The sequence below is a fragment of the Pseudomonas sp. BCA17 genome, from assembly GCF_004519405.1.
GTDB lineage: Bacteria > Pseudomonadota > Gammaproteobacteria > Pseudomonadales > Pseudomonadaceae > Aquipseudomonas.
The window spans coordinates 77,904-102,531 of sequence record NZ_SGWI01000009.1 but is presented as its reverse complement, the minus strand read 5'-3'; the positions used below and the strand labels follow the sequence as shown (position 1 = coordinate 102,531).

Sequence of the window (24,628 nt, the reverse complement as noted above, 5' to 3'; positions counted from 1 at the left end):
TGGAATTGGGGGTGTGTAGAAAAACAAAAGGCACGACCTGTAAACAGGATCGTGCCCGATGTTAACCGTCTGGCACACGAGGTGCCAGCCAGTTAGGTGCGACTTAAGCTGCTACCACGACAACGCGTACGGTGGCTTCAACTTCAGCGTGCAGGTGCACGGCTACGTCGAATTCGCCTACGTTGCGGATGGTGCCGTTCGGCAGACGAACTTCGCTCTTCTGCACTTCAACGCCCGAGGCGGTCAGTGCATCAGCGATGTCGTGGGTGCCGATCGAACCGAACAGCTTGCCTTCGTCACCAGCGGTGGCAGTGATAGTCACTTCCAGCTCAGCCAGTTGGGCAGCGCGGGTTTCAGCCGAAGCTTTTTTGTCTGCTGCTGCTTTTTCCAGCTCAGCACGACGCTCTTCAAACGCAGCCAGGTTGGCAGCGGTTGCAGCGGTGGCTTTGCCGTATGGCAGCAGGTAGTTACGACCGTAGCCGGCCTTAACGTTCACTTTGTCGCCCAGGTTGCCCAGGTTGGCGACTTTTTCCAGAAGGATCAGTTGCATGTGAAAATCCTCTAACTTTTAACCTTCACCGTTCGCGCTATCGGCGTCTTTCGGCGCCAGACGACCGCGAAAATCAATCAGGCCGTCGACAATGGCCAAAACCACGAGTAACGGATAGATCAGCTGCATGAACAGCAACAACGTGACGTACAACCCCACCAGCCAAAACTTGGCCAGGCGCTTTCGCGCAACCAGCCCATGGATCAAGGCCAGTCCGGCAAACACCAGCGGTACGCTGCAAATCGGCGCAAGCAAGGCCATCTGAGGACCGAAGTTCGGCCCGACAACCATGCACGCCAGCAGCAACATCGCCGGCCCGGCCGGGATTCTGATACTGCGGAATTCGCGACCAAAACCACCCGGGTTGTACAACAACGCCTGCCAGTAACGCCCAAGAATCAGGCTCATCACGCTGACAACCTGCAACAGTGCCGCAATCAGGCCGGTCAGGACCGGAGCAATCAGTGACACAAACCGCGCTCGCTCATCTACCGACAATTGCTGGTAGATATCCCCGAGGGCCAGCGGCAGGATCTTGACGATCTCTTGCGCCAGCGCCTCGATCTGCGGGCGGAAAGCCGCGCCAAGCATCACCGAGTACACCAAACCCAATGCCACGCTGACCAGCAGCGTACGGACCCAGGACTCGCTTGCGCGTAAAACCAACGCAAGGCTCGATGACCCCAGCAGTACCAGAAGTACCCGTGGATCACCGAATTGCAGCCACCAGATCAAGGCCGGCAACAATCCCAAGGCAAGAACGCCAACGGCGTCCTTCAAACCGCGCCGCAGGAGCACAAGGCAACCTGCAGCAGCACCCAACCAATAAAACAACGGCAATGCCGCACAGCCAGCCACTACCAGAGTGGCCTGCACACGGCCGCGCATGATGAACTCAGCTAAGGCGCGCATGCATTCAATCCCTTACTACTTGTCGACTGCCCGGTCTCAGCGGCCGTGGCTGTCGGTGTAGGCCAGCAGGGCCAGGAAGCGGGCGCGCTTGATAGCGGTGGCCAGCTGACGCTGATAACGAGCTTTGGTACCGGTGATACGGCTTGGAACGATTTTGCCGGTCTCGGATACGTAGGCTTTCAGAGTGTTGAGATCTTTGTAATCGATCTCTTTCACGTCTTCAGCGGTGAAGCGGCAGAATTTACGACGACGGAAGAAACGTGCCATTTGATAGGCTCCTTAAAAGGTCCGTGGATTACTCGTCAGCGTTATCGCTGTTGTCGCTGTCATCACTATCAGCGCTATCAGCGCCTTCGTGCTCAGGACGGTCGCGACGCTCACGGCGCTCACTGCGGTTTTCTTCAGCCTTGAGCATCTCGGATTGGCCGGTAACGGCTTCTTCGCGACGGATGACCAGGTTACGGATCACTGCATCGTTGTAGCGGAAGTTGTCTTCCAGCTCGGCCAGGGCCTTGCCAGTGCACTCAACGTTCAGCATCACGTAGTGAGCCTTGTGAACATTGTTGATTGCGTAGGCCAGTTGACGACGGCCCCAATCTTCCAGACGGTGGATTTTGCCGCCGTCTTCTTCGATCAGCTTGGTGTAACGCTCAACCATGCCGCCGACTTGCTCGCTTTGATCCGGGTGGACCAAAAAGATGATTTCGTAATGACGCATGAATGCTCCTTACGGGTTGTAGCCTGCCGCTCAAAAACGGTCAGACAAGGAGTGAATGACACTTATGGATCTTGCCGCAGAGAGGCACATCGGTGCCTGCCAGGAAGGCAAGGGGCGCAATAGTAGAGGAGCAGGGGGCAAGCTGCAAGCTGCACGCTACAAGTGGTAATGCCACCGAGCGTTCAAACTTGCAGCTTAGAGCTGGAAACTCAGCGCTTTCGCGTAGCGGCCCGCTGACGCTGCGCTTCGAACAGGCACACGCCGGTGGCGACCGACACGTTGAGGCTGCTGACGCTACCAGCCATCGGCAGGTGCACCAGGTAATCGCAATGCTCACGGGTGAGGCGGCGCATGCCCTTGCCTTCGGCGCCCATGATCAGGATGGTCGGGCCGGTGAGGTCCTGGTCATAAATGCTGACCTCAGCCTCCCCTGCCGTACCCACAACCCACAGGCCACGCTGCTGGAGTTTCTCCAGGGTACGCGCCAGGTTGGTCACGGCCACCAGCGGAATCACTTCGGCCGCGCCACAGGCGACTTTACGCACGACCGGCGTCAAGGTCGCCGACTTGTCTTTAGGCACGATCACCGCCAGCGCACCGGCGGCATCCGCCGAGCGCAGGCAAGCACCGAGGTTGTGCGGGTCGGTCACGCCGTCCAGCACCAGCAGCAGCGGCGCGCCTTCAGTACGGTCGAGCAGCTCATCAAGCATCGCTTCGCCCCAGACCTGGCTCGGACTGACGTCCGCAACCACACCCTGGTGAACGCCTTCCACCCACGCATCCATTTCACGACGTTCGGCCTGGCCGATGGCGACGCGGTTTTCGTTGGCCAGTTCGACCAGCGTTTGCACACGCGGCTCGCTGCGACCTTCTGCCAGCCACACCTGCTTGACGCGCTTGGGATGGTGACGCAGCAGTGCTTCCACGGCGTGCACGCCGTAGATTTTTTCCAGACTCATGACTTGGCCTTAGGTTTGCGCGACCCGCCGCTTTTCGCGGGGGCCGAACCCGCTTTAGGCGGGCCTTTACGGTGTTTACTCGGTTTGCTTGACGGATTTTCCGCCGCGCGGGACTTTCCCCCAGACGCCGCTTTACCACCATTTTTGGCTTCGTTGAGCAACTGCTGCTTCAACTCACGGCTCTTGCGCAGCTCAGCGTTTTTCGCAGCGGCATCGCTTGGGCGGTAGGCTTCGGCGGCCTTGTCCTTGGTGGACGAACGACGACCGGCCCTGGCCGGCTCAGGCTCTGCTGCTTTTGCAGGAGCGCTTTTGCCCTTGGAGGCTGGCGCAGCGGTTTCGCTGCCACGCTTTTTACGGTTGCCCGGTGATTCGGCGGGTTTGTCGGACATGCCGAAGTCGATCTTGCGCTCGTCGAGGTCGACGCGCATGACCTGCACTTCCACGGTGTCGCCCAAACGGAAGCTGCGACCGGTGCGCTCGCCTGCCAGGCGGTGATGCACCGGATCGAAGTGATAGTAGTCACCCGGCAAGGCGGTTACGTGCACCAGCCCCTCGACGTAGATGTCGGTCAACTCGACGAACAAACCAAAACCGGTCACGGCCGTGATCACGCCTGGGAACGACTCGCCTACGCGATCCTTCATGAACTCGCACTTGAGCCAGTTCACCACGTCGCGGGTCGCTTCGTCGGCACGGCGCTCGCTCATGGAGCACTGCTCGCCCAACTGTTCCAGGGCCGCTTCGTCGTACGGATAGATCCGCGCCTTCGGAATGGTCATGCCACCAGCGCGTTTGACGTGCGGGGTGTTCTGCTTGGAGTGGATCACGCTGCGGATCGCCCGGTGCGTCAACAAGTCCGGGTAACGGCGAATCGGCGAGGTGAAGTGGGTGTACGCCTCGTAATTCAGGCCGAAGTGCCCCTGGTTGTCGGCGCTGTACACCGCCTGGCTCAGGGAGCGCAGCATGACAGTCTGGATCACATGGTAATCCGGACGATCCTTGATGCTGGCCAGCAGAGCCTGGTAATCCTTCGGCGTCGGGCCGTCCTTGCCTTTATGCAGGGACAGGCCGAGCTCGCCGAGGAACGCGCGCAGTTTTTCCAGACGCTCAGGTGGCGGACCATCGTGCACACGATACAACGCAGGGATTTCGTGCTTTTTCAGGAACTCAGCGGTGGCCACGTTGGCCGCCAGCATGCATTCCTCGATCAGCTTGTGCGCATCGTTACGGGTGGTCGGGGTGATCGCGGCGATCTTGCGCTCGGAACCGAAGACAATCCGGGTTTCCTGGGTTTCAAAATCGATCGCGCCACGGGTATGACGTGCGCCCAACAATACCTTGTACAGCGCATACAGCTGCTTGAGGTGCGGCACAACACCTGCGTATTCGGTACGCAGAGCCTTGGCTTCGCTGGTCTTCGGCGCTTCCAGGATGGTGCTGACCTTGTTGTAGGTCAGGCGCGCCTGGGAATGGATCACCGCTTCGTAGAACTGGTAATCGGTCATTTCGCCGGTTTTCGAGATGGTCATCTCGCATACCATGGCCAAACGGTCGACTTTCGGATTCAGCGAGCACAGGCCGTTGGACAACTCCTCGGGCAGCATCGGAATCACGCGCTCGGGGAAGTACACCGAGTTACCACGTACTTGGGCTTCGTTGTCCAAGGCAGAGCCGATCTTCACGTAGCTGGAAACGTCGGCAATCGCCACATACAACTTCCAGCCGCCGGAAAACAGGCGCAACTTGCCAGGTTTGGCTTCGCAGTAGACCGCATCGTCAAAGTCGCGGGCATCTTCACCGTCGATAGTGACGAACGGCAGGTGGCGCAGGTCGATGCGCTTCTCTTTGTCCTTCTCTTCGACTTCCGGCTTGAGCTTGCGGGCTTCTTTCACGACGGCTTCAGGCCAGACGTGAGGAATATCGTAGGTGCGCAGCGCGACATCGATTTCCATGCCCGGCGCCATGTAGTTGCCGACCACTTCGATGACATCACCTTGCGGCTGGAAGCGCGGGGTTGGCCAGTGGGTGATTTTCACCTCGACGAACTGACCGACCTTGGCATTGGCATTGCGGCCCGGAGTGATCAGCACTTCCTGCTGGACCTTGGGATTGTCCGGCACCACAAAGCCGATACCGCCTTCTTCGAAGTAACGCCCCACGATGGTCTCGTGACCACGGGACACCACTTCTACGATCACGCCCTCACGGCGACCGCGACGGTCCAGGCCGGATACGCGGGCCAGGGCACGGTCGCCATCGAACACCAGGCGCATTTGCGCCGGACTCATGAACAGGTCGTCGCTGCCGTCATCCGGGATCAGAAAGCCGAAACCGTCACGGTGACCGGCGATACGGCCGAGGATCAGGTCGAGCTTGTCCACAGGCGCGTAAGTACCACGGCGGGTGTAGATCAGTTGTGCGTCGCGCTCCATGGCGCGCAGGCGGCGGCGCAGGGCTTCGAGTTGGTCTTCGGTGGTCAGACCGAATTCTTCAACCAATTGTTCGCGGCTAGCAGGCGAACCCCGATCGGCGAGGTGCGCCAGGATCAGTTCGCGGCTAGGAATTGGGTTTTCGTATTTTTCCGCTTCACGAGCGGCCTCGGGATCGAGGGATTGCCAATCGGCCATTAGAGAGTTTTCACCTTGTCTATATGCGGGTTAGTTTGGCATACGCGTATTGAAACGGGAAATTTCAGGCGCCAACAAGTGTTTAAAAGTCTTTTGCAGCCTCCTGACACGGACCTTGCACCACCATTGACGAAATTTCCCAGTTTTTTTCATAGTAGGGGTTTACAGCTCAAAAATCGCTCCGTATAGTGCGCGCCATCGACGACGGCAACGTTGTTGATGCTGCCCAGGTGGTGAAATTGGTAGACACGCCAGCTTCAGGTGCTGGTGATCGCAAGGTCGTGGAAGTTCGAGTCTTCTCCTGGGCACCAATTTCAAACTCAAGGTTCAACCTCGAGTCTCCCAAAAACCCGCGAAAGCGGGTTTTTGTGTTTCAGGCCTTTGATTTTCAACGAAAATATTGATTTATATTTTTGTTATCAGGGGTTTACAGATCAAAAAGCCCTCCGTATAGTTCGCTCCATCAACAGCGCAAGCGTTGCTGATAATGCCCAGGTGGTGAAATTGGTAGACACGCCAGCTTCAGGTGCTGGTGACCTTACGGTCGTGGAAGTTCGAGTCTTCTCCTGGGCACCAAATTCAGATCAAACCCGCGAAAGCGGGTTTTTTCGTTTCTGACGTTCGAAAACCTTCCCTGCAACTCCCTCCCCCGCACTTCTTGAAGACAAGCCTAAGGGTGTAATGCCAGTCAGTTAAGAAAGAGAAAGGCTAAAAAGTAACCTGTGGCGAGGGAGCTTGCTCCCGTTGGACTGCGCAGCAGTCCCATGCTTTGTAAACAAAGAGCGGGGCCGCTTCGCGGCCCAACGGGAGCAAGCTCCCTCGCCACAAATACAGCCTTCACTCTTAACTGACTGGCATTAGCCCGGGGGTGACGCTTGCACTGACATTCGCGTCAACAGTGCACTACGCGCTCCTGTTGACGCCACGTCGGGACTGCCAGCATCCCTGCTGACAAACCCCTAGGCCCGGAACTGCCCCAGGCTCGCCTTCAACTGCGCCGCCAACCCGTCCAGCACCTTGCCGCTGGCGGTGGTCTCTACCACTGCCTGCGCAGCACGCTCCGCCTGTGCATGGATCACCTCGACACGACCACGTACCGCATGGGCGCCTTGGGCCTGATGCTCGGCTGCGCGCGTCGCCAAACCGATCGCCGCATGCACCTGTTCAACCGACGCCTGCACGGTCTGCTGCAAGCGCACGCTGTCGCGCAACACCAGCAGCCCTTCGCTGGCCTGGCGCCCGGCTTTGCCGATGGTTTCCACCGCCTCACGCGCGCCCTGCTGCAACGCCACGATATGGGCCTGGATGTCACCGGTTGAGCTTTGGGTTTTGCTGGCCAGGGCCCGCACCTCATCCGCCACGACCGCAAAGCCGCGCCCGGTCTCACCGGCACGCGCCGCTTCGATTGCAGCGTTGAGGGCCAACAAATTGGTTTGCTCGGCGATCCCGTGGATGACCGTCAGCACCACTTCGATCTGCTCGCTTTGCTGCGCCAACCGCTCGATCACCTGGGAGCCGGCCTGCACTTGCCCGGCCAAGGCTTCGATCAAGCTGCCGACTTGCGCCGAAGTCCGCGAGTTCTCATCCGTGGCCTGACGGATATCCACCACCTGCTGTAACGCCGCCTGCATTGCATGGCTTTCAGCCTGGGCCTCATCCGCCATCTGCGACAGCGCGCGCAAGCTCTCGGCCACTTCATCACGCTGCAAACCAGCCGCCGCATCAGCACCGGCATTGCGAAGGGTCATGGCTCCGATCTCTACGCCGGTTCGCTGAGCCACATCGCCCGCCTCGCGTACGATCGGTTGCAACTTATCCACAAAACGATTGACCGCCGAGGCCATGGCGCCGATTTCGTCCTGGCTGTTGATTTGCACACGCTTGGTCAGGTCGCCCTCACCCGCCGCCAGATCATCCATGGCGGCAATCAGCAGCTTCAGGCGGTTGACCACACGACGCCCCAACACGATAGCGACCAACAGCAGTACGCCGAAACCGACAATGGCGAGCCCCATACCGATGCGCCAGCGCAGAGTGCCAGCAGCCTCCTGTACAGCACTGGCGGTATTGGCAGCCATCTGAGTGGCGGTGACCTGAGCCGACTGCAGGCGTGCGCCCATTGCGCTCGCACTGTCGGCAGCTGCCCCCTTGAGGCTGTCACCCACCAGTTGATCACTGCTGGCAATGAGCAAAGCAAAGCGTTTATCCAGAGCAGCCAGGTCAGTCTCTACCGATGCAGTCGAAACTCCCATGATGACCTTGCCGATTTCCACACCGTTAGGGCTGATGGACGCCTCGACGTAGTACACCGACGGATCGTTCTTGGCAGCATTCAAGACCTTGTCCAGGGCACGGTCACCCTGACCCTTTTCCAGCAGGGCCTGGTTGATCGGGTTTTCCCGATTCAGGTAGCGCGTCAAGTGCTCCCCCGCCGCATCGTCATACACCACGAACAGCACATTGGGATTACGCTGGGCACGTCGGGCGAACTCCGACAGGGTCGGCACGTCACTGTCCCACATGGCGCGAGGCGCCACCGACGCGAGCAGTTGCGCCATGTCGTTGGCAGAGTCCTTCAAGTCTTTTTCCAAAGCCGCGCGCAGCTGCTTCTGCTCTTCCTGCAAGCGCGAAGATAAACCGGTAGTGAGACGCTGGCGCGTACTCGAAGACAGGCTGTCCAGGCTCGACGTGACCTCTTTACCGGCTTGCGCCAGCTCACCCGACAATTTCTGACTGTCTCCCCCCAGCCGATTGCCCAAATCAGCCTCAAGCGCAGTGACGGTGCTCCGCGTCAGAGCGACAGCCACCAACACCTGCACCAAAAGAGCGATACCAAGGGTAACGAACACCGGCCGCAACAGACGGCTTTGTAACAATGACAGAACGGCAGACATCGGGAATCCCTCCACCTGGGTGCCATTAATCCGATAGCACCGCGAAGGAAAGAACCGAAGCAAGGCCCGTGCCGTTTGCCAGGCAAAAACGACAAAGGGCTCCCGAAGGAGCCCTTTGCTTTTTACATCAACAGCTTATTAAGCGAACGGGTGACGCAGAACGATTGTCTCGTTGCGGTCCGGGCCCGTCGAAATAATGTCGATCGGTGCGCCAATCAGCTCTTCCACACGCTTGATATAAGCACGGGCGTTGGCGGGCAGCTCTTCCAGGGTTTTGGCACCCACGGTCGATTCGGTCCAGCCCGGTACTTCTTCGTACACTGGCAGCAGGCCCACATAGCTGTCGGCGTCAGTCGGAGCAACATCCTTGCCCTGCGCATCTTTGTAGCCAACGCAGATATTGATGGTTTCCAGACCATCGAGTACGTCCAGCTTGGTCAGGCAGATGCCCGAGATGCTGTTCACGTCGATAGCGCGACGCAGGATAACGGCATCGAACCAGCCGCAACGACGAGCACGCCCGGTGGTCGCACCGAATTCGTGACCTTGTTTGGCCAGGTGCGCACCGACTTCGTCGAACAGCTCAGTCGGGAACGGGCCAGAACCGACACGCGTGGTGTAGGCCTTGGTAATGCCCAGGATGTAGTCCAGGAACATTGGACCCACGCCCGAACCTGTCGCAACGCCACCTGCGGTGGTGTTGGAGCTGGTCACATAAGGATAGGTACCGTGGTCGATGTCCAGCAACGAACCCTGGGCGCCTTCGAACATGATGTCTTTGCCGGCGCGGCGCAGGTCGTGCAGCTCAGCAGTCACGTCCAGCATCAACGGCTTGAGCAGCTCAGCGTATTCCTTGCATTCAGCCAGGGTTTTGTCGAACTCGATCGCCGGCTCTTTGTAATAACCCACCAGCATGAAGTTGTGGTAATCCACCAGCTCACGCAGCTTGTCTTCAAAGCGCGGCATGTTGAGCAGGTCGCCCACACGCAGGCCGCGACGCGCGACCTTGTCTTCGTAGGCCGGGCCGATACCACGACCGGTGGTACCGATCTTCAGCTCGCCACGGGCTTTTTCACGAGCCTGGTCCAGCGCAACGTGGAAGGACAGGATCAGCGGGCAGGAAGGGCTGATACGCAGGCGCTCGCGCACCGGTACGCCTTTCTCTTCCAGCTTGGTGATCTCACGCAGCAAGGCGTCAGGTGCAACTACCACGCCGTTGCCAATCAGGCACTGCACGCCTTCGCGCAGCACGCCAGACGGGATCAGGTGCAAGACGGTTTTTTCGCCGTCGATAACCAGCGTGTGGCCGGCGTTGTGACCACCTTGGTAGCGCACTACGGCGGCAGCATGTTCGGTCAGCAGATCAACGATCTTGCCTTTGCCCTCATCACCCCATTGGGTGCCCAGGACTACGACATTCTTACCCATAACACTTGTCCTCATTCGCGCAAACTTGGTGCCGGCGATGGCCGGCAGGAAAACTCAAGAAGCCAGTGGCGATACTTGCCAAAGCCCGTTCTGCAGAATCAATTGCCGGTCACAGTCCGCTTCACGGGCGGCGGCCAATGGCTGTCCAGGCAATGCCTGGACGACACGCTGACCCTCGCTGCGCAACTGGCAAACCTGCTGCCAGAGTGCTGCGTCCGTACTGTCAGGCATCCAGATGCCACCAGACGGCAGCTCGACCTCAGCACGCCCCAGGGTCACCAGGGTTTTCAAATCGGTGGAAAAGCCAGTGGCCGGACGCGCTCGACCGAAGTCGGCGCCAATATCATCGTAACGGCCACCCTGGGCGATGGCCTGGCCAACACCCGGTACAAATACGGCGAACACCACACCGGTGTGGTAGTGGTAGCCGCGCAACTCGCCCAAATCAAAGTACAGCGGCAGTTCCGGGAAACGCGCCGACAGCTGCTCGGCAATCGCCAGTACGTCATTCAGTGCCGCGAGTACCGGCGCCGGCGCATTGGCCAGGCGCTCACGCGCAGCCACCAGCACTTCACGACCACCGCACAGGTTCACCAGCGCACGCAGCATGTCGGCCAGATCGGCAGGCACGCCGGCAGTCAGGGCGACGACCTCATCGATGGCCTTGCGTTGCAGGGCATCGAACAACTGTTGCTCCACTTCACCGGACAAACCGGCCGCACGGGCCAGGCCGCGGTAGATACCGACATGACCCAGGTCCATGTGCACATCCGGCACATCCGCCAGTTGCAGCATCGCCAGCATCAAGCTGATTACTTCGACGTCGCTGCTCGGGCTGGCATCGCCGTACAACTCGGCACCCAACTGGATCGGGCTACGGGAAGACGACAAGGCACGAGGCTGCGCATGCAGCACACTGCCGGCGTAACACAGACGGCTCGGACCTTCGCGACGCAGGGTGTGCGCATCGATACGCGCCACTTGCGGCGTGATGTCCGCACGGAAGCCCATCTGCCGGCCTGATTGTGGATCGATGACCTTGAAGGTGCGCAAATCCAGATCCTGGCCCGCGCCGGTCAGCAGGGATTCCAGGTACTCGATATGGGGGGTGACGACAAACTCGTAACCCCAGCTCTGGAACAGATCCAACACCTGGCGACGCGCTACTTCAATGCGCGCAGCTTCCGGTGGCAGTACTTCTTCGATGCCATCTGGCAGCAGCCAGCGGTCTACCGTTGCCATTACGCCATTCCCCTATGATCCGGGCGGCCAGCCCTCGGCCGAGCCTTGAGTGAAGCAGAAAATACCCGCCGTCTGCATAAACCACGCGCAAGAGCGACGTGACGATCGGCCTGCTAGCGGCCTCGTCGGGCACTTTCCTCGAAAAACCTGTCACGCCTGCCGAATCAAACACGCAGACGCAAAAAAGCCGGGAATTTCCCGGCTGCCGCATCATACACCCGTTTTGTGAAAGGATCACCCCGCCAGGCGTTTTAGCCGCCCGACGGAGTGCGCCTTAAAGTCACAGGCTTTTACTTGGCTTTTTCCAGGTAGCGGAAGAAATCGCTACTTGGGTCCAGCACCATGACGTCGGTTTTGTTCGCGAAGCTTTCACGGTAGGCACGCAGGCTACGGTAGAACGCGTAGAACTCCTGGTCTTGACCATAAGCCTTGGCGTAGATCGCCGCCGCTTGAGCGTCGCCATCACCGCGCGCCTCTTCAGACTCACGATAGGCTTCCGCCAGCAGTACACGGCGCTGACGGTCCGCATCCGCACGGATACCTTCGGCCAACTCGTTACCCTTGGCGCGGTGCTCACGGGCTTCACGCTCACGCTCGGTGCTCATGCGCTCGAACACGCTGCGGTTCACTTCCTTCGGCAGGTCGATGGCCTTGACCCGGACATCGATCACTTCAATGCCCAGCTCTTTTTCCGCCATCGCATTCAGCGAACGCGTGATGTCAGCCATCAGCGCATCACGCTCACCGGATACCACCTCGTGCAGGGTGCGCTTACCAAACTGGTCACGCAGGCCCGATTCCAGACGGCGCGACAAACGCTCATCGGCAATCTGCTTGAGGCCGGAGGTCGCAGTGTAGAAACGCTCGGCATCCTTGACGCGCCACTTGGCGTAGGCGTCAACCATCACGGCTTTCTTTTCCAGGGTCAGGAAGCGCTGTGTCGGTGCATCCAGGGTCATCAGGCGGCCGTCGAACTTGCGCACCTGGTTGACGTAGGGGACCTTCACATGCAGGCCCGGCTGGACATCCGCCTGCACCACACGACCGAATTGCAGCAACACCGCACGCTCGGTCTGAGACACGATGTAGAAGCAGTTCCAGGCAGCGATGACCACGACGACGCCCACAATCAGGGCGGTCAGCGATTTATTGCTCATCAACGACTCTCCCTGGTACGTGTTTGCTGTTGCAGCAAGTCAGCGGCCGAACGGGCGCTCGCTTCGTTGGCAGCCGATGTCGAACCGGTAGACGGCGCGCCGGTGCCGCTACGACCACCTTCGATCATCTTGTCCAGCGGCAGGTACAGCAGATTGCTCTGCCCACCTTTGTTGCCGGTCACGAGAACCTTGCTGGTATTGCTGAAGACTTCCTGCATGGTGTCCAGGTACAGACGCTCACGCGTGACTTCCGGAGCCTTGCGGTACTCGGCAACCAGCTTGGTAAAGCGATCCGCCTCACCCTTGGCGCGAGAAACCACTTCGTCACGGTAACCGTTGGCATCCTCGAGAATGCGCTGGGCCTGACCACGGGCTTCCGGCACGACGCCATTGGCATAGGTTTCAGCCTGGTTGCGCGAACGCTGCTCGTCTTCACGGGCGCGGATCACGTCGTCAAAGGCTTCCTGCACTTCACGCGGTGCCGCTGCGCTCTGTACGTTCACCTGGGTGACGGTGATACCGGTGCGATAGGTATCGAGGAACCGCTGCAGGCGCTCCTTGATTTCGCTGGCCATCAACTCACGACCTTCGGTCAGCACCTGGTCCATCGCAGTGGAGCCCACTACATGGCGCAGGGCACTTTCGGTCGCGTGCTGCAGGCTGATTTCCGGCTGATCGACGTTCAGCACGAAGTCCTGCAGGTTGCTGATCTTGTACTGCACGGTCAGCGGCACTTCGACGATGTTCTCGTCTTCGGTCAGCATCTGGCCCTGCTTGGTGTAGGCACGCTCACGCGTGACGTTCTCCATGTACTTCTTGTCGATTGGCGGGAAGTAGATGTTCAGGCCCGGCCCAACGGTCTCGTAGTACTTGCCGAAGCGCAGCACCACGGCTTGCTCCTGCTCGTCCACTACGTAGACCGCGCTGTACAGCCACACGGCTGCCAGCACGACAAGCCCCAGGCCGAGCAGGCCGTAGCCGCCACCCTTGCTTGTGCGACCGCCGTCGTCACCACCACTTTTTTTCCCACCACCGAACAACCCATTCAGGCTTTCCTGCAGCTTTCGGAAGGCCTCGTCGAGATCCGGTGGCCCCTTGCGGTCGCCATTATTGCGGCGCTTACCACCCCAAGGATCCTGATTATTCGAGTTGCCACCCGGCTCATTCCAAGCCATAGCGCTCTCCATCTGATAAAGCAAAGACGCGCCCACGGCGCGCCGACCAATGCTACAGAATGCCTGCTGCTGCGGCACAACCGCTTTCTCAGGCTTTTATTGCAAAGTGTGTTGTTCGATGAACTCCGCCGGCACAACGCCTTCACGGCTGACCAGCCGATTCAGTTCCGAGCGCGGCAATCGAACGGCCAGCAGGCTGACACCTTCTTCGTCGTGCTCTTCTTTCTGTACCGCGCCCAACTCGAAAAACTGTGCACGCAGTCGAGCAAAACGCTGAGGCAAGCGCAAGGTACCGACAAACAAATCACTGCCCAACAGCTCGGCAATGGCTTGTTCGAGCAATTCCAAACCACTCCCATCACGCGCTGACAGCCATACCCGCTGGGGCTTGCCGTTCTCGTCGCGTTGAATTTGTGGCTCTACGCCTTCAAGCAAATCGAGTTTGTTATAGACCTCGAGGATCGGCAAGTCCTGTGCACCAATCTCGCCCAGTACCAACATCACCTGCTCAATCTGCAACATGCGATCCGGTTCGGCCGCATCGATCACGTGCAACAGCAGATCCGAGTTGCTCGACTCTTCGAGCGTAGACCGAAACGCTTCGACCAGCTTGTGGGGCAAGTGACGAATAAAACCCACAGTATCAGCCAGGACAATCGGCCCCAGGTCATCCAGGTCCAGACGGCGCAAGGTCGGGTCGAGCGTGGCGAACAGTTGGTCGGCCGCGTACACGTCGGATTTCGTCACGTTATTGAACAGCGTGGATTTACCGGCGTTGGTGTAGCCCACCAGGGAAACGGTAGGGATATCCGCACGGGAACGGCCACGGCGCGACTGCTCGCGCTGGCTGCGCACTTTCTCCAGGCGCCCCTTGATCTGGCGCAGGCGAACCCGCAACAGGCGTCGGTCGGTTTCAAGCTGGGTTTCACCCGGGCCGCGCATACCGATACCGCCCCCCTGGCGCTCAAGGTGAGTCCAGCCGCGGACCAGCCGGGTGCTCATGTGGTCAAGCTGGGCCAGTTCAACCTGGAGCTTGCCTTCATGGGTACGGGCGCGCTGGGCGAAGATATCGAGAATCAGACCGGTACGGTCGATCACGCGACACTCGAAGACACGTTCGAGGTTACGTTCCTGACTGGGTGTGAGGACGTGATTGAAGATCACCAGATCGGCTTCTTCGGCGTGCACGAGGTCGCGAAGTTCCTCGACCTTGCCGCTGCCAATCAGGAATTTGGCGGTTGGCCGATGACGCGGCACGTTAAAAAACGCAACGGTCTCGGCGCCGGCCGAATTTGCCAACTCCTGAAACTCCTGCGGATCTTCGCGCGCCTCAGGGTCCTGTCCATCCAAGTGAACGAGGATTACTCGCTCACCACCACCGTGGCGCTCAAAGAACAAAGGAGACTCCTATCAGGCGTTACCTGGCTCAGCGTCACCCTGTTCATCACCTGCGCTAGGCAGACGGACTGGACGAACTGGAACGACTGTCGAGATAGCGTGCTTGTAGACCATCTGGCTGACGGTATTTTTCAGCAGGATCACGAACTGGTCGAACGACTCGATCGTGCCTTGCAGCTTGATCCCGTTGACCAGGTAGATGGAAACCCCCACTTTCTCTTTACGTAAAGTATTCAAGTAAGGGTCTTGTAGCGAATGCCCTTTTGACATGTGTCGCACTCCTATAAGGATCAATAATAAAAAAGCGGAAAATAGATAGCTTATGGCCGTCACACCCCCAAGGATAGACGGCAATTGCAAGGACTCAGCTCAATATGGAGACCGTTCCCAAGTATTTCAAGGCGCGTGACAGATTGTCGCTGTCCAGGCTGTCCAACCAGTGCAAATCGCTCCAGCTGCGCAGCCAGGTGAACTGCCGTTTGGCCAATTGGCGCGTGGCGATGATGCCGCGCTCCTGCATTTCGGCCGACGTCAGCTTGCCATCCAGATGATCCCAGACTTGGCGGTAGCCTACAGCACGTATCGAAGGTAGCCCGGGATGCAGGTCACCTCTTGAACGCAGTGCTACGACCTCGTCCACAAACCCCTGTTCCAACATAATTGTGAATCTTTGTGCAATTCGTTCATGCAACACCTGGCGATTTGCCGGAGCAATGGCCAGATTCGCCACAGTATAGGGCAATTGTGAGTGTCCAGATGCGTCTGCATCAGCACTTTGCGCAGTTTGTTTCAGCCTGTGTTCAGTCATGGTCTGACCGCTCACACGCCAGACTTCCAAGGCGCGGGTGAGGCGCTGGGGGTCATTAGGGTGAATGCGTGCGGCAGAGACCGGATCGACAGACGCCAACTGCTCGTGCAGGGCTTGCCAGCCAAGGCGCGCAGCCTCCTGCTCAAGCTCGGCGCGCACCCGGGCGTCAGCTGGCGGCATATCCGCCAAGCCTTCCTGCAAAGCCTTGTAGTAGAGCATCGTGCCGCCCACCAGCAGCGGAATATTGCCCCGCGCGGTGATGTCGGCCATGGCCGACAGGGCGTCGGTACGAAAATCCGCCGCCGAATAGCTCTCGGCCGGGTCGATAATGTCGATCAGCCGGTGCGGGTACTGGGCCAACAACGCTTTTGAAGGCTTGGCCGTACCGATATCCATGTCCCGGTAAACCAGGGCAGAGTCGACACTGATCAACTCGCACGGCAACACCTTGGTCAGTTCGATGGCCAGGTCGGTCTTGCCGGCGGCCGTGGGGCCCATCAGAAAGATTGCGGGGGGCAAGGCACTCATCAACGGCCGCGCAAGAACAGTTTGTCCAGGTCATCCAGGCCCATCTGGGTCCAGGTCGGCCGGCCATGGTTGCATTGCCCGCTGCGCTCGGTGTTTTCCATGTCGCGCAGCAGTCCGTTCATTTCCGGCAGGGCCAGGCGGCGATTGGCTCGGATGGCACCGTGACAAGCCATAGTGCCGAGCAATTCGTTGATGTGCGCCTGAATGCGGTCGCTGGTGCCGTACTCCATCAAGTCTGCTAGCACGTCAGCCACCAGGCGATTGGCTTCGGCCTGCTTGAGCAGTGCAGGAATCTGGCGGATCGCCAGGGTTTCCGGACCGAGGCGCTGCAATTCGAAGCCGAGTTTCTGAAACACGCTGTGATGCTCTTCGGCGCAATCGGCTTCACGCTGGCTGACCGCCAGGGACTCCGGTACCAACAGCGGCTGGCCGCTGAGACCTTCGCTGGCCATGGCGATCTTCAAGCGTTCGTACATGATCCGCTCATGCGCGGCATGCATGTCGACCAGCACCAGACCATGGGCGTTTTCCGCCAGGATGTAGATGCCTTTGAGTTGCGCCAGCGCGTAACCCAACGGCGGAATATCACCACCGCCCTCCGGCAATGCAACGGCGCCCGGCTCGGCCCCCGGCAACGGCGCAAAGAACTCGCGATAGGCCGCCTGGGCTTCCGCCACCGGTACCGCCGACTGCGGGCGCGGAGTGTATTGATATTGATAACCCGCGCCGGCACCTGAGCCAGAACCAGAGCTTGAAGCCGTATACGAAGGTTGCGGCTGCGTCGATTGCAGCAGGTTGGCGGCCAGGCTCATTTCTCCCTGAGGGCCGAACTCACCGGCTTGCGGACCGCTAGGTCGTACCACCGCCGTCACGATAGGCGCAGACAGCTGATCATCCGGGCGTACATCGCCCAAGGCGCGGTGCAACGTGCCATAAAGGAAGTCATGCACCATGCGCCCGTCACGGAAACGCACTTCGTGTTTGGTCGGGTGCACGTTGACGTCCACCACCGACGGGTCCACCTCAAAAAACAGTACAAACGTGGGGTGCCGCCCATTGAACAGGACATCGCGATACGCCTGGCGCACCGCGTGGGCTACCAGCTTGTCGCGCACGGCACGACCATTCACGAAGAAATACTGCAGGTCCGCCTGGCTGCGGGAAAACGTCGGCAACCCGACCCAACCCCACAGGCGCAAGCCATTGCGCTCGATTTCAATCGGCAGTGCCTGCTCCAGAAAACCCGAGCCGCAAACGGCCGCTACACGACGTGCGCGGGCCGCGTCGTCATTGGCTTCGTGCAGACTGAGGATGGACTTGCCGTTATGGCGAAGATGAAAAGCCACGTCGAAGCGCGCCAACGCCAGGCGCTTGATCACTTCTTGCAGGTGGTCGAATTCGGTTTTTTCGGCCTTGAGGAATTTGCGGCGCGCCGGCGTGTTGAAGAACAGATCGCGCACTTCCACCGACGTACCCACGGGATGCGCAGCCGGCTGGACCCGAGGCGCCATGTCACGGCCTTCGGTTTCTACCTGCCAGGCCTGGTCGGCGTCGCGGGTGCGGGAAGTCAGGGTCAGGCGGGCCACGGAGCTGATAGAGGCCAGGGCCTCGCCGCGAAACCCCAGGCTCATCACCCGTTCAAGGTCTTCCAGGTCGCGGATTTTGCTGGTGGCGTGACGGGCCAGGGCCAGCGGCAGGTCATCGGAGGAGATACCGCTGCCGTCGTCGCGCACGCGCAGGAGCTTGACACCGCCCTGCTCCACATCGACGTCGATGCGCTTGGCGCCGGAGTCAATGCTGTTTTCCAGCAGTTCCTTGATCACCGACGCCGGACGCTCAACCACCTCGCCCGCAGCAATCTGGTTGGCCAGGCGCGGGCTGAGCAGTTCGATGCGTGAGCCGCTGTTCAACTGTGATTCACTCATTACTGCGCCGCCAATTCAGTGCCGGGGATGGTCAACACCTGGCCGACTTTCAACTCATCGGTTTTCAGGTTGTTCGCGTTGCGCAACGTCGCGGGCGAAACCTGGAACCTCACAGCCAGCATGGCCAGGGTGTCGCCGGGCTGCACGCGATGATCACGCGGGCCCTGGGCGATTTTCCCGGAGTCACGCAGCCAGGCAATATAAGTGCCCGGTGGCGGGTTCTGCTGGAAGAACTGGCGAATACCTGCACTGATCGAACGGGCCAGCGCCTGCTGGTGGCTGGTACTGGCCAGCTTGGACGCTTCGTTGGAGTTGGAGATAAACCCGGTTTCCACCAGGATCGACGGGATATCCGGCGACTTCAACACCATGAACCCAGCCTGCTCCACCCGCTGTTTGTGCAGCGAAGTGACGCGGCCGATATTGCTCAGTACCTTCTGGCCGACGTTCAGGCTGGAGGTCAGCGAAGCGGTCATCGACAGGTCGAGCAACACGCCGGCGAGCATTTTGTCCTTGTCATCCAATGACACGTTACCGGCCCCGCCTATCAAGTCGGAACGGTTTTCACTGTCGGCCAACCAACGGGCGGTCTCGGAAGTGGCGCCGCGATCAGACAAGGCGAACACCGAAGCACCGAAGGCTGCGGACGAAGGTGCGGCGTCGGCATGGATCGAGACAAACAAGTCGGCGCCCTTCTTGCGCGCAATTTCGGTACGACCGCGCAAAGGAATGAAGTAGTCGCCGGTACGGGTCAGCTCGGCACGATAGCCTTTCATCGCGTTGACCTGGCGCTGCAGCTCACGGGCGATGGACAGGACCACATCTTTCTCATGCTGGCCGCGCGAGCCGGACGCACCCGGGTCTTCGCCGCCGTGGCCGGCATCGATCACCACGATAATGTCGCGCTTGCCCGGCGGTGCCGGCGGTGGTGGCGGCAACTTGACCTGCGGCTGCGACGGATTGACCGGCACGGCGGGTACGGTGGCTACGCTCGGGGTCGGCGCCGGCGACGGGTTGGCGTCGGCGGCGTTGTCGAACAGATCGACCACCAACCGGTTGCCATACTGGGCATTCGGTGCCAGAGAGAAGCTTTTCGGGGTCACGGCCTTTTTCAGGTCGATAACAACACGCAGATCGGTCGGCGTACGCTGTGCCGAGCGCATGGAGGTAATCGGGGTGTTGGCGGTGGACACTTTGAGCGGCGCGCCCAGGGTCGCACCGTTGATGTCGATCACCAGGCGATCGGGCGCCGTCAGGGTAAAGACGCTGTGCTGGACCGGGCCAGACAGGTCGAACACCAGTCGCGTGTTATCCGGAGCTCGCCACAGGCGAACACTTTTCACCTGCGAAGCAGCCAGAGCATTGAAAGTCATTGCCGCAAGCAATACCCCTACGACAGCAACCAACGCGCGAAAGCGCATACCTAACCCCACCAATTATTTGAATTCCAATGCCAAAGCGCCGCACCAGGACTGGCCACGAACGCTCTGGGGCAACAACTTCAGCTGACGTCCTGATTCATGCGGCGTAATGGTAATGGTCAGGTCCGCCTTTGGCAAAAAGCCTGTGCCTTTATCTGGCCACTCGATCAGGCATAACGCGTCTTCGTCGAAATAATCCCGAATCCCCATGTACTCCAGCTCTTCAGGGTCAACCAGGCGATAAAGGTCGAAATGGAAGGCCCGCACTTGGCCAATTTCGTAGGGCTCGACCAGAGTGAACGTCGGGCTTTTTACCGCTCCCGTGTGGCCCAACCCACGGATAATGCCGCGCGAGAGCGTGGTTTTGCCCGCGCCCAGGTCCCCCTCGAGAAAGATCAGCCCGGCGCCCGCCGTTACCTGGGCTATGCGAAGACCGAACGCGACCATTGCGTCTTCATCGGCCAGAAAAAGGGTTACTTCAGACACGGCGATTGCTCCTCCAGCAATTGACGAATGGCAGGTATCAGGTCACTGGCAGCCAGCCCGCGACCAAAGGTGCCTTGGCGCTCTCCCGCCGAGGCGTGTAGCCACACGGCCAGGCAGCTCGCCTCGTAGGCCGGCATGCCTTGAGCCAGCAAGGCACCGACCAAGCCGGCCAGTACATCCCCCAGCCCGGCCGTAGCCATCGCCGGATGGCCCTGGTCACAACGGGAAACCCGGCCGTCCGGGCTGGCAATCAAACTGCCAGCACCCTTGAGAATAGCGACTGCATTGAATTTCCGGCTTAAATCGCGCGCTACCTTAAGTCGATCGGCCTGAACCTCGGCTGTCGTGAGCCCCATCAAGCGCGCCGCCTCACCAGGGTGCGGGGTGATGACCGAGCCGGCTGGCAAGTTGACAGCCCCCTTCGCCAGTTGATTCAACGCGTCCGCATCCCAGACTTGCGGCTGCTTGGCGTTGGCGGCGGCCGACAACAGGCTTTTGCCCCAGGACGCATCACCCAGGCCAGGGCCAATGACAATTACCGAGATTTTCTCCAGCAGCCCCATCAACTGGTTAGCCGAACTGACACCGACAGTCATGACCTCCGGCAAGCGTGCCAGCGCTGCCGGCACATGCGCAGCCCGCGTCGCCAGGGACACCATGCCTGCACCGCTGCGCAAGGCACTTTCGGCGCTCAGCAGCGCTGCACCACCGAAGCCATGGTCACCGCCGATGACCAGCAGGTGGCCGAACTGGCCTTTATGGGCCTGCGGAGAACGCGCAGCCAGTTGCGGCAAATGGCCGAACAACAAGCGCTGAACGTCGGTTATTTCGTGTTTTGTCTGCGGCATGCGTCTTCAAGCTCCGATGTCTGGCAGAATTATACGCATCTAACCCGTGGTTTCCCGTGTCTCATGCCTGCTATTACTTCCGATCTCCCCGCCCTCGCCCAATCGATCAAAGACTGGGGCCGCGAACTGGGCTTTCAACAAGTCGGCATCAGCGGTCTGGACCTGGCCGAGCATGAACAGCACCTGCAACGCTGGCTCGACGCGGGCTATCACGGCGAGATGGAGTACATGGGCGCCCATGGCAGCAAGCGCTCCCACCCGGATGAACTGGTGCCGGGCACTTTGCGCGTGGTTTCGCTGCGCATGGACTACCTGCCCGGCGACACCCAAATGGCGCAATTGCTGGCCCAGCCGGAAAAAGCCTATATCTCGCGTTATGCCCTGGGTCGCGACTACCACAAGCTGATCCGCAAGCGCGTGCAGCAACTGGCCGACCGCATTCAGGCACACATCGGCCCATTTGGCTTCCGCGCCTTCGTGGACAGCGCGCCGGTACTGGAAAAAGCCATTGCCGAACAAGCCGGGCTGGGCTGGATCGGCAAAAACACGCTGGTACTCAATCGCAAGGCCGGCAGCTATTTCTTCCTGAGCGAACTGTTTGTTGACTTGCCGCTGCCGGTGGACGAACCCCATAGCACCGAACACTGTGGCCGCTGCACCGCGTGCCTGGACATCTGCCCTACCAATGCCTTCGTCGGCCCCTATGTGCTGGACGCACGGCGTTGCATTTCCTACCTGACCATCGAACTCAAGACGGCGATCCCTGAAGACCTGCGCCCGTTGATCGGTAATCGCGTATTCGGCTGCGATGACTGTCAGATCGTTTGCCCGTGGAATCGTTTCGCCCGCCCTACCGCCGAGGGTGATTTCAAGCCGCGTCACAACCTGGATAACGCCGAACTGGCCGAGCTGTTCATGTGGGACGAGGATAAATTCCTCAGCAGCACCGAAGGCTCACCCCTACGCCGCGCCGGTTATGAGCGCTGGCTGCGCAACCTGGCGGTGGGCCTGGGCAATGCACCGTCGAGCATCCCGGTGCTCGAAGCATTGAAGGCACGCCGGGACTATCCATCGGAGCTGGTGCGCGAACACGTCGAGTGGGCACTCGACCAGCACGCCAGGCGCTAGTGCACATCGTCGTTGTAGACGAACTTGGGCATTTCCCAGTGGAAACGGATCGCCAGCAGCCGCAATAGAAAGCCGCTGAACAGCGTCAGCAAAATCGCCTGCTCGCTCGGTAATTCCAGATACAGGCACAGCATGTAGAACCACGCTGCGAGGAACGACACGCTGGCATACAGCTCACGGCGGAAGATCAGCGGAATATCGTTGCAGAAGATATCCCGCAGGATGCCGCCGAACACACCCGTGATCACGCCACTGACCGCCGCCACCAGCATGCCGTGGCCCATTTCCAGAGCGGTCATGCAGCCGATCAAGGTGAACGCCACCAGCCCCACGGCGTCCAGCGCCAGGAACAGCGAACGCAGGTGGCGCATCAGCGGCGCGATAAAGATCGTCACCAGAGCGGCAACGGAGGTCAGCACCAGGTATTCCGGGTGCTTGACCCATGTCAGCGGGTAATGCCCGAGCAACACATCGCGCACCGAACCACCGCCCAAGGCGGTGACGCAGGCGATCAGCACTACGCCAAACCAATCCATGCCACGCCGACCGGCGGACAGCGCGCCGGTCATGGCTTCGGCAGTGATGGCGATGAGGTACAGCATCAGCAGCATGATGGCGATCCTTGCAAAGAGGTCGGCAGTCTAATCATTTGCTGATGGCACCAAAAGGGGGCGCTTGGCGAAAGAGCGAGCCGCATCCTTCGCGAGCAAGCTGCACCTTCAGGCCTTGATGAAATGCTTGCGGTAATGCTGCAACTCGGCAATCGACTCGCGAATATCATCCAGCGCCAGGTGCGTGCTGCCTTTATGGAAGCTGTCTTTGACTTCCGGCGCCCAGCGCGCGGCCAGCTCTTTCAAAGTGGACACATCCAGGTTGCGGTAGTGGAAGTAGCTTTCCAGCGCCTTCATGTGCGTATAAAGGAAGCGACGGTCCTGGCAGATGCTGTTGCCGCAGATCGGCGACTTGCCCTTGGGTACCCATTTTTCCAGGAAAGCGATGGTCTGGGCCTCGGCTTCGGCCATGCTGACGCGGCTGTCACGCACGCGCTGGGTCAGGCCGGAGTTGCCGTGGGTGCGGGTGTTCCACTCATCCATGGTGGCCAATACTGCATCGCTGTGATGAATGGCAATCACCGGACCTTCGGCCAAGGTATTGAGGTTACTGTCGGTGACAATGGTCGCCATCTCGATGATGACGTCGGTGTCGGGATTCAGACCGGTCATTTCCAGATCGATCCAAATCAGGTTCTGTGGGTTTTGCATGGCTTGATTCTCTTGGCACCTTGGCGTGGCTGCGCAGTTTAGCAGGCGGGGGCATGCTAGACTCGCGACCGTTTCACCTATCCTTTGCATTATCGACACGGAACACCAATGGCCAAACGCCAGCTCAATCGCCGCCAAAACTGGCGCATCGAAAAGATTCAGGGTGAGCGCGCCGCGCGCGCCGCCAAACGTGAATCCTCCGCAGTGGAAGCACTTGAGGGCGGCGACCTGGGCCCCGAACAAACGGGCCTGGTGATCGCGCACTTCGGCGTACAGGTCGAAGTCGAGGCGCTGGAAGGCGAACTCGCAGGTTCGGTGTTCCGTTGCCATCTGCGCGCCAACCTGCCTGCGCTGGTCACCGGCGACAAAGTGGTGTGGCGTGCCGGCAACCAGGGCATCGGCGTAATCGTCGCTCAACTGCCGCGCACCACCGAACTGCGCCGCCCCGACAGCCGTGGCCAGCTCAAGCCGGTGGCCGCCAACGTCGACATGATCGTGATTGTGTTCGCGCCGTTGCCCGAGCCCCATGCCAACCTGATCGACCGCTATCTGGTGGCGGCCGAACATGCCGGCATCCGCCCGTTGCTGCTGCTGAACAAATTCGACCTGATCGACGAACAGAACGCTCCGGCGCTCAACGCATTGCTGGCGGTCTACCGCACCCTGGGTTACCCGGTGCTGGAAGTTTCGGCGCATCACGGCGATGGCATGGAACAGCTGCAACGGCAGTTGGACGGGCGCATCAGCGTGTTCGTCGGCCAGTCGGGCGTGGGCAAGTCATCGCTGGTCAACAGCCTGCTGCCGGAAGTCGAGACCCGCGTGGGCCCACTGTCGGAGCTGTCCGGCCAGGGCACCCACACCACCACTACCGCGCGGCTGTTCCACTTCCCAGGTGGCGGCGAGCTGATCGACTCCCCGGGCATCCGTGAGTTCGGCCTCGGCCACGTCAGCCGCAGCGATGTGGAAGCGGGTTTCATCGAGTTCAATGACCTGATCGGCACCTGCCGCTTCCGCGACTGCAAACACGATCGTGAACCGGGCTGTGCGCTGCTCAAGGCGCTGGAAGATGGCCGCGTGCAGCAGCAGCGGATGAACAGCTATCGCTCGATCATTGCGAGTCTGCCGGAGAGCAGTTACTAACCTGCACCAACGAAAAGGCCGC

At 60.1% G+C, this 24,628-nt stretch carries 22 protein-coding genes and 2 tRNA genes; 4 read left to right on the top strand and 20 right to left on the bottom strand.

What is annotated here, in order from left to right; all coding sequences use genetic code 11:
• Positions 1-103: 103 nt before the first annotated feature.
• The 6 genes from rplI to rnr all read right to left on the bottom strand — a co-directional run bounded on the left by rplI (position 104) and on the right by rnr (position 5,766).
• Complete coding sequence (rplI, locus tag EXW71_RS26545; protein ID WP_003171376.1) at positions 104-550, bottom strand: 50S ribosomal protein L9; 447 nt, start codon at positions 548-550, stop codon at positions 104-106.
• A gap of 18 nt (positions 551-568) precedes the next feature.
• Positions 569-1,462, bottom strand: coding sequence for a hypothetical protein (locus tag EXW71_RS26540; protein ID WP_123716110.1), 894 nt, complete (start codon positions 1,460-1,462; stop codon positions 569-571).
• 36 nt (positions 1,463-1,498) lie between these two features.
• Positions 1,499-1,729 (bottom strand): 30S ribosomal protein S18, encoded by a 231-nt coding sequence (rpsR, locus tag EXW71_RS26535; RefSeq protein ID WP_002551829.1) that lies wholly within the window; start codon positions 1,727-1,729, stop codon positions 1,499-1,501.
• Positions 1,730-1,757: 28 nt separating this feature from the next.
• Positions 1,758-2,180: a 30S ribosomal protein S6 gene (rpsF, locus tag EXW71_RS26530; protein WP_003236224.1), complete on the bottom strand. Its 423-nt coding sequence runs from the start codon at positions 2,178-2,180 to the stop codon at positions 1,758-1,760.
• A gap of 209 nt (positions 2,181-2,389) precedes the next feature.
• Positions 2,390-3,139 (bottom strand): 23S rRNA (guanosine(2251)-2'-O)-methyltransferase RlmB, encoded by a 750-nt coding sequence (gene rlmB / locus EXW71_RS26525; protein WP_123716111.1) that lies wholly within the window; start codon positions 3,137-3,139, stop codon positions 2,390-2,392.
• Positions 3,136-5,766 carry a ribonuclease R gene (gene rnr, locus EXW71_RS26520; protein WP_134661001.1) on the bottom strand — a complete coding sequence of 877 codons (2,631 nt, stop codon included), beginning with the start codon at positions 5,764-5,766 and terminating at the stop codon, positions 3,136-3,138. Before rnr ends, rlmB begins: the two co-directional genes overlap by 4 nt.
• A 224-nt stretch (positions 5,767-5,990) precedes the next feature.
• On the opposite strand from rnr, the gene EXW71_RS26515 reads away from it, so the two are divergent.
• Together EXW71_RS26515 and EXW71_RS26510 are read left to right on the top strand one after the other, a co-directional pair.
• Positions 5,991-6,077, top strand: a tRNA-Leu gene (locus tag EXW71_RS26515).
• A 178-nt stretch (positions 6,078-6,255) separates the two neighbouring features.
• Positions 6,256-6,342: transfer RNA gene (locus EXW71_RS26510), tRNA-Leu, on the top strand.
• Positions 6,343-6,725: 383 nt separating this feature from the next.
• Here the strand turns inward: EXW71_RS26510 and EXW71_RS26505 are convergent.
• The 12 genes from EXW71_RS26505 to EXW71_RS26450 all read right to left on the bottom strand — a co-directional run bounded on the left by EXW71_RS26505 (position 6,726) and on the right by EXW71_RS26450 (position 21,076).
• Entirely contained in the window at positions 6,726-8,660 is a 1,935-nt protein-coding gene (locus tag EXW71_RS26505) for a methyl-accepting chemotaxis protein (RefSeq protein ID WP_134661002.1), read from the bottom strand.
• 138 nt (positions 8,661-8,798) lie between these two features.
• Entirely contained in the window at positions 8,799-10,088 is a 1,290-nt protein-coding gene (locus EXW71_RS26500) for an adenylosuccinate synthase (RefSeq protein WP_134661003.1), read from the bottom strand.
• Between the two features lie 54 nt (positions 10,089-10,142).
• On the bottom strand, positions 10,143-11,330 hold the full coding sequence (locus EXW71_RS26495) for an ATP phosphoribosyltransferase regulatory subunit (RefSeq protein ID WP_123716113.1): 1,188 nt from the start codon (positions 11,328-11,330) through the stop codon (positions 10,143-10,145).
• Between the two features lie 290 nt (positions 11,331-11,620).
• Positions 11,621-12,487 (bottom strand): protease modulator HflC, encoded by an 867-nt coding sequence (hflC, locus tag EXW71_RS26490; protein WP_016976907.1) that lies wholly within the window; start codon positions 12,485-12,487, stop codon positions 11,621-11,623.
• Positions 12,487-13,662: an FtsH protease activity modulator HflK gene (gene hflK / locus EXW71_RS26485; RefSeq protein ID WP_123716114.1), complete on the bottom strand. Its 1,176-nt coding sequence runs from the start codon at positions 13,660-13,662 to the stop codon at positions 12,487-12,489. The genes hflC and hflK overlap by 1 nt, the downstream gene beginning before the upstream one ends.
• A gap of 96 nt (positions 13,663-13,758) precedes the next feature.
• Entirely contained in the window at positions 13,759-15,060 is a 1,302-nt protein-coding gene (hflX, locus tag EXW71_RS26480) for a ribosome rescue GTPase HflX (RefSeq protein ID WP_010213610.1), read from the bottom strand.
• A gap of 12 nt (positions 15,061-15,072) precedes the next feature.
• Entirely contained in the window at positions 15,073-15,330 is a 258-nt protein-coding gene (hfq, locus tag EXW71_RS26475) for an RNA chaperone Hfq (RefSeq protein WP_123716115.1), read from the bottom strand.
• 94 nt (positions 15,331-15,424) lie between these two features.
• Entirely contained in the window at positions 15,425-16,396 is a 972-nt protein-coding gene (gene miaA, locus EXW71_RS26470) for a tRNA (adenosine(37)-N6)-dimethylallyltransferase MiaA (protein ID WP_134661004.1), read from the bottom strand.
• Positions 16,396-18,321, bottom strand: coding sequence for a DNA mismatch repair endonuclease MutL (gene mutL / locus EXW71_RS26465; protein WP_123716117.1), 1,926 nt, complete (start codon positions 18,319-18,321; stop codon positions 16,396-16,398). The genes miaA and mutL overlap by 1 nt, the downstream gene beginning before the upstream one ends.
• Positions 18,321-19,742, bottom strand: coding sequence for an N-acetylmuramoyl-L-alanine amidase (locus EXW71_RS26460; RefSeq protein WP_123716118.1), 1,422 nt, complete (start codon positions 19,740-19,742; stop codon positions 18,321-18,323). Before EXW71_RS26460 ends, mutL begins: the two co-directional genes overlap by 1 nt.
• A 15-nt stretch (positions 19,743-19,757) precedes the next feature.
• Positions 19,758-20,228: a tRNA (adenosine(37)-N6)-threonylcarbamoyltransferase complex ATPase subunit type 1 TsaE gene (tsaE, locus tag EXW71_RS26455; RefSeq protein ID WP_123716119.1), complete on the bottom strand. Its 471-nt coding sequence runs from the start codon at positions 20,226-20,228 to the stop codon at positions 19,758-19,760.
• Positions 20,216-21,076 (bottom strand): NAD(P)H-hydrate dehydratase, encoded by an 861-nt coding sequence (locus tag EXW71_RS26450; RefSeq protein ID WP_134661005.1) that lies wholly within the window; start codon positions 21,074-21,076, stop codon positions 20,216-20,218. The genes tsaE and EXW71_RS26450 overlap by 13 nt, the downstream gene beginning before the upstream one ends.
• Positions 21,077-21,139: 63 nt before the next feature.
• Between EXW71_RS26450 and queG the strand changes: the two genes are divergently transcribed.
• Positions 21,140-22,204: a tRNA epoxyqueuosine(34) reductase QueG gene (gene queG, locus EXW71_RS26445; protein WP_134661006.1), complete on the top strand. Its 1,065-nt coding sequence runs from the start codon at positions 21,140-21,142 to the stop codon at positions 22,202-22,204.
• Here the strand turns inward: queG and EXW71_RS26440 are convergent.
• On the bottom strand, positions 22,201-22,818 hold the full coding sequence (locus EXW71_RS26440) for a trimeric intracellular cation channel family protein (RefSeq protein WP_177421612.1): 618 nt from the start codon (positions 22,816-22,818) through the stop codon (positions 22,201-22,203). The genes queG and EXW71_RS26440 overlap by 4 nt on opposite strands.
• 105 nt (positions 22,819-22,923) lie before the next feature.
• The gene (gene orn, locus EXW71_RS26435) at positions 22,924-23,466 is read right to left on the bottom strand and encodes an oligoribonuclease (protein WP_123716121.1); all 543 of its coding nucleotides are present in this window, start codon (positions 23,464-23,466) and stop codon (positions 22,924-22,926) included.
• A gap of 108 nt (positions 23,467-23,574) precedes the next feature.
• Here orn and rsgA point away from each other — a divergent pair, with 108 nt between their 5' ends.
• Positions 23,575-24,606: a small ribosomal subunit biogenesis GTPase RsgA gene (gene rsgA, locus EXW71_RS26430; protein WP_123716122.1), complete on the top strand. Its 1,032-nt coding sequence runs from the start codon at positions 23,575-23,577 to the stop codon at positions 24,604-24,606.
• Positions 24,607-24,628 lie beyond the last annotated feature (22 nt).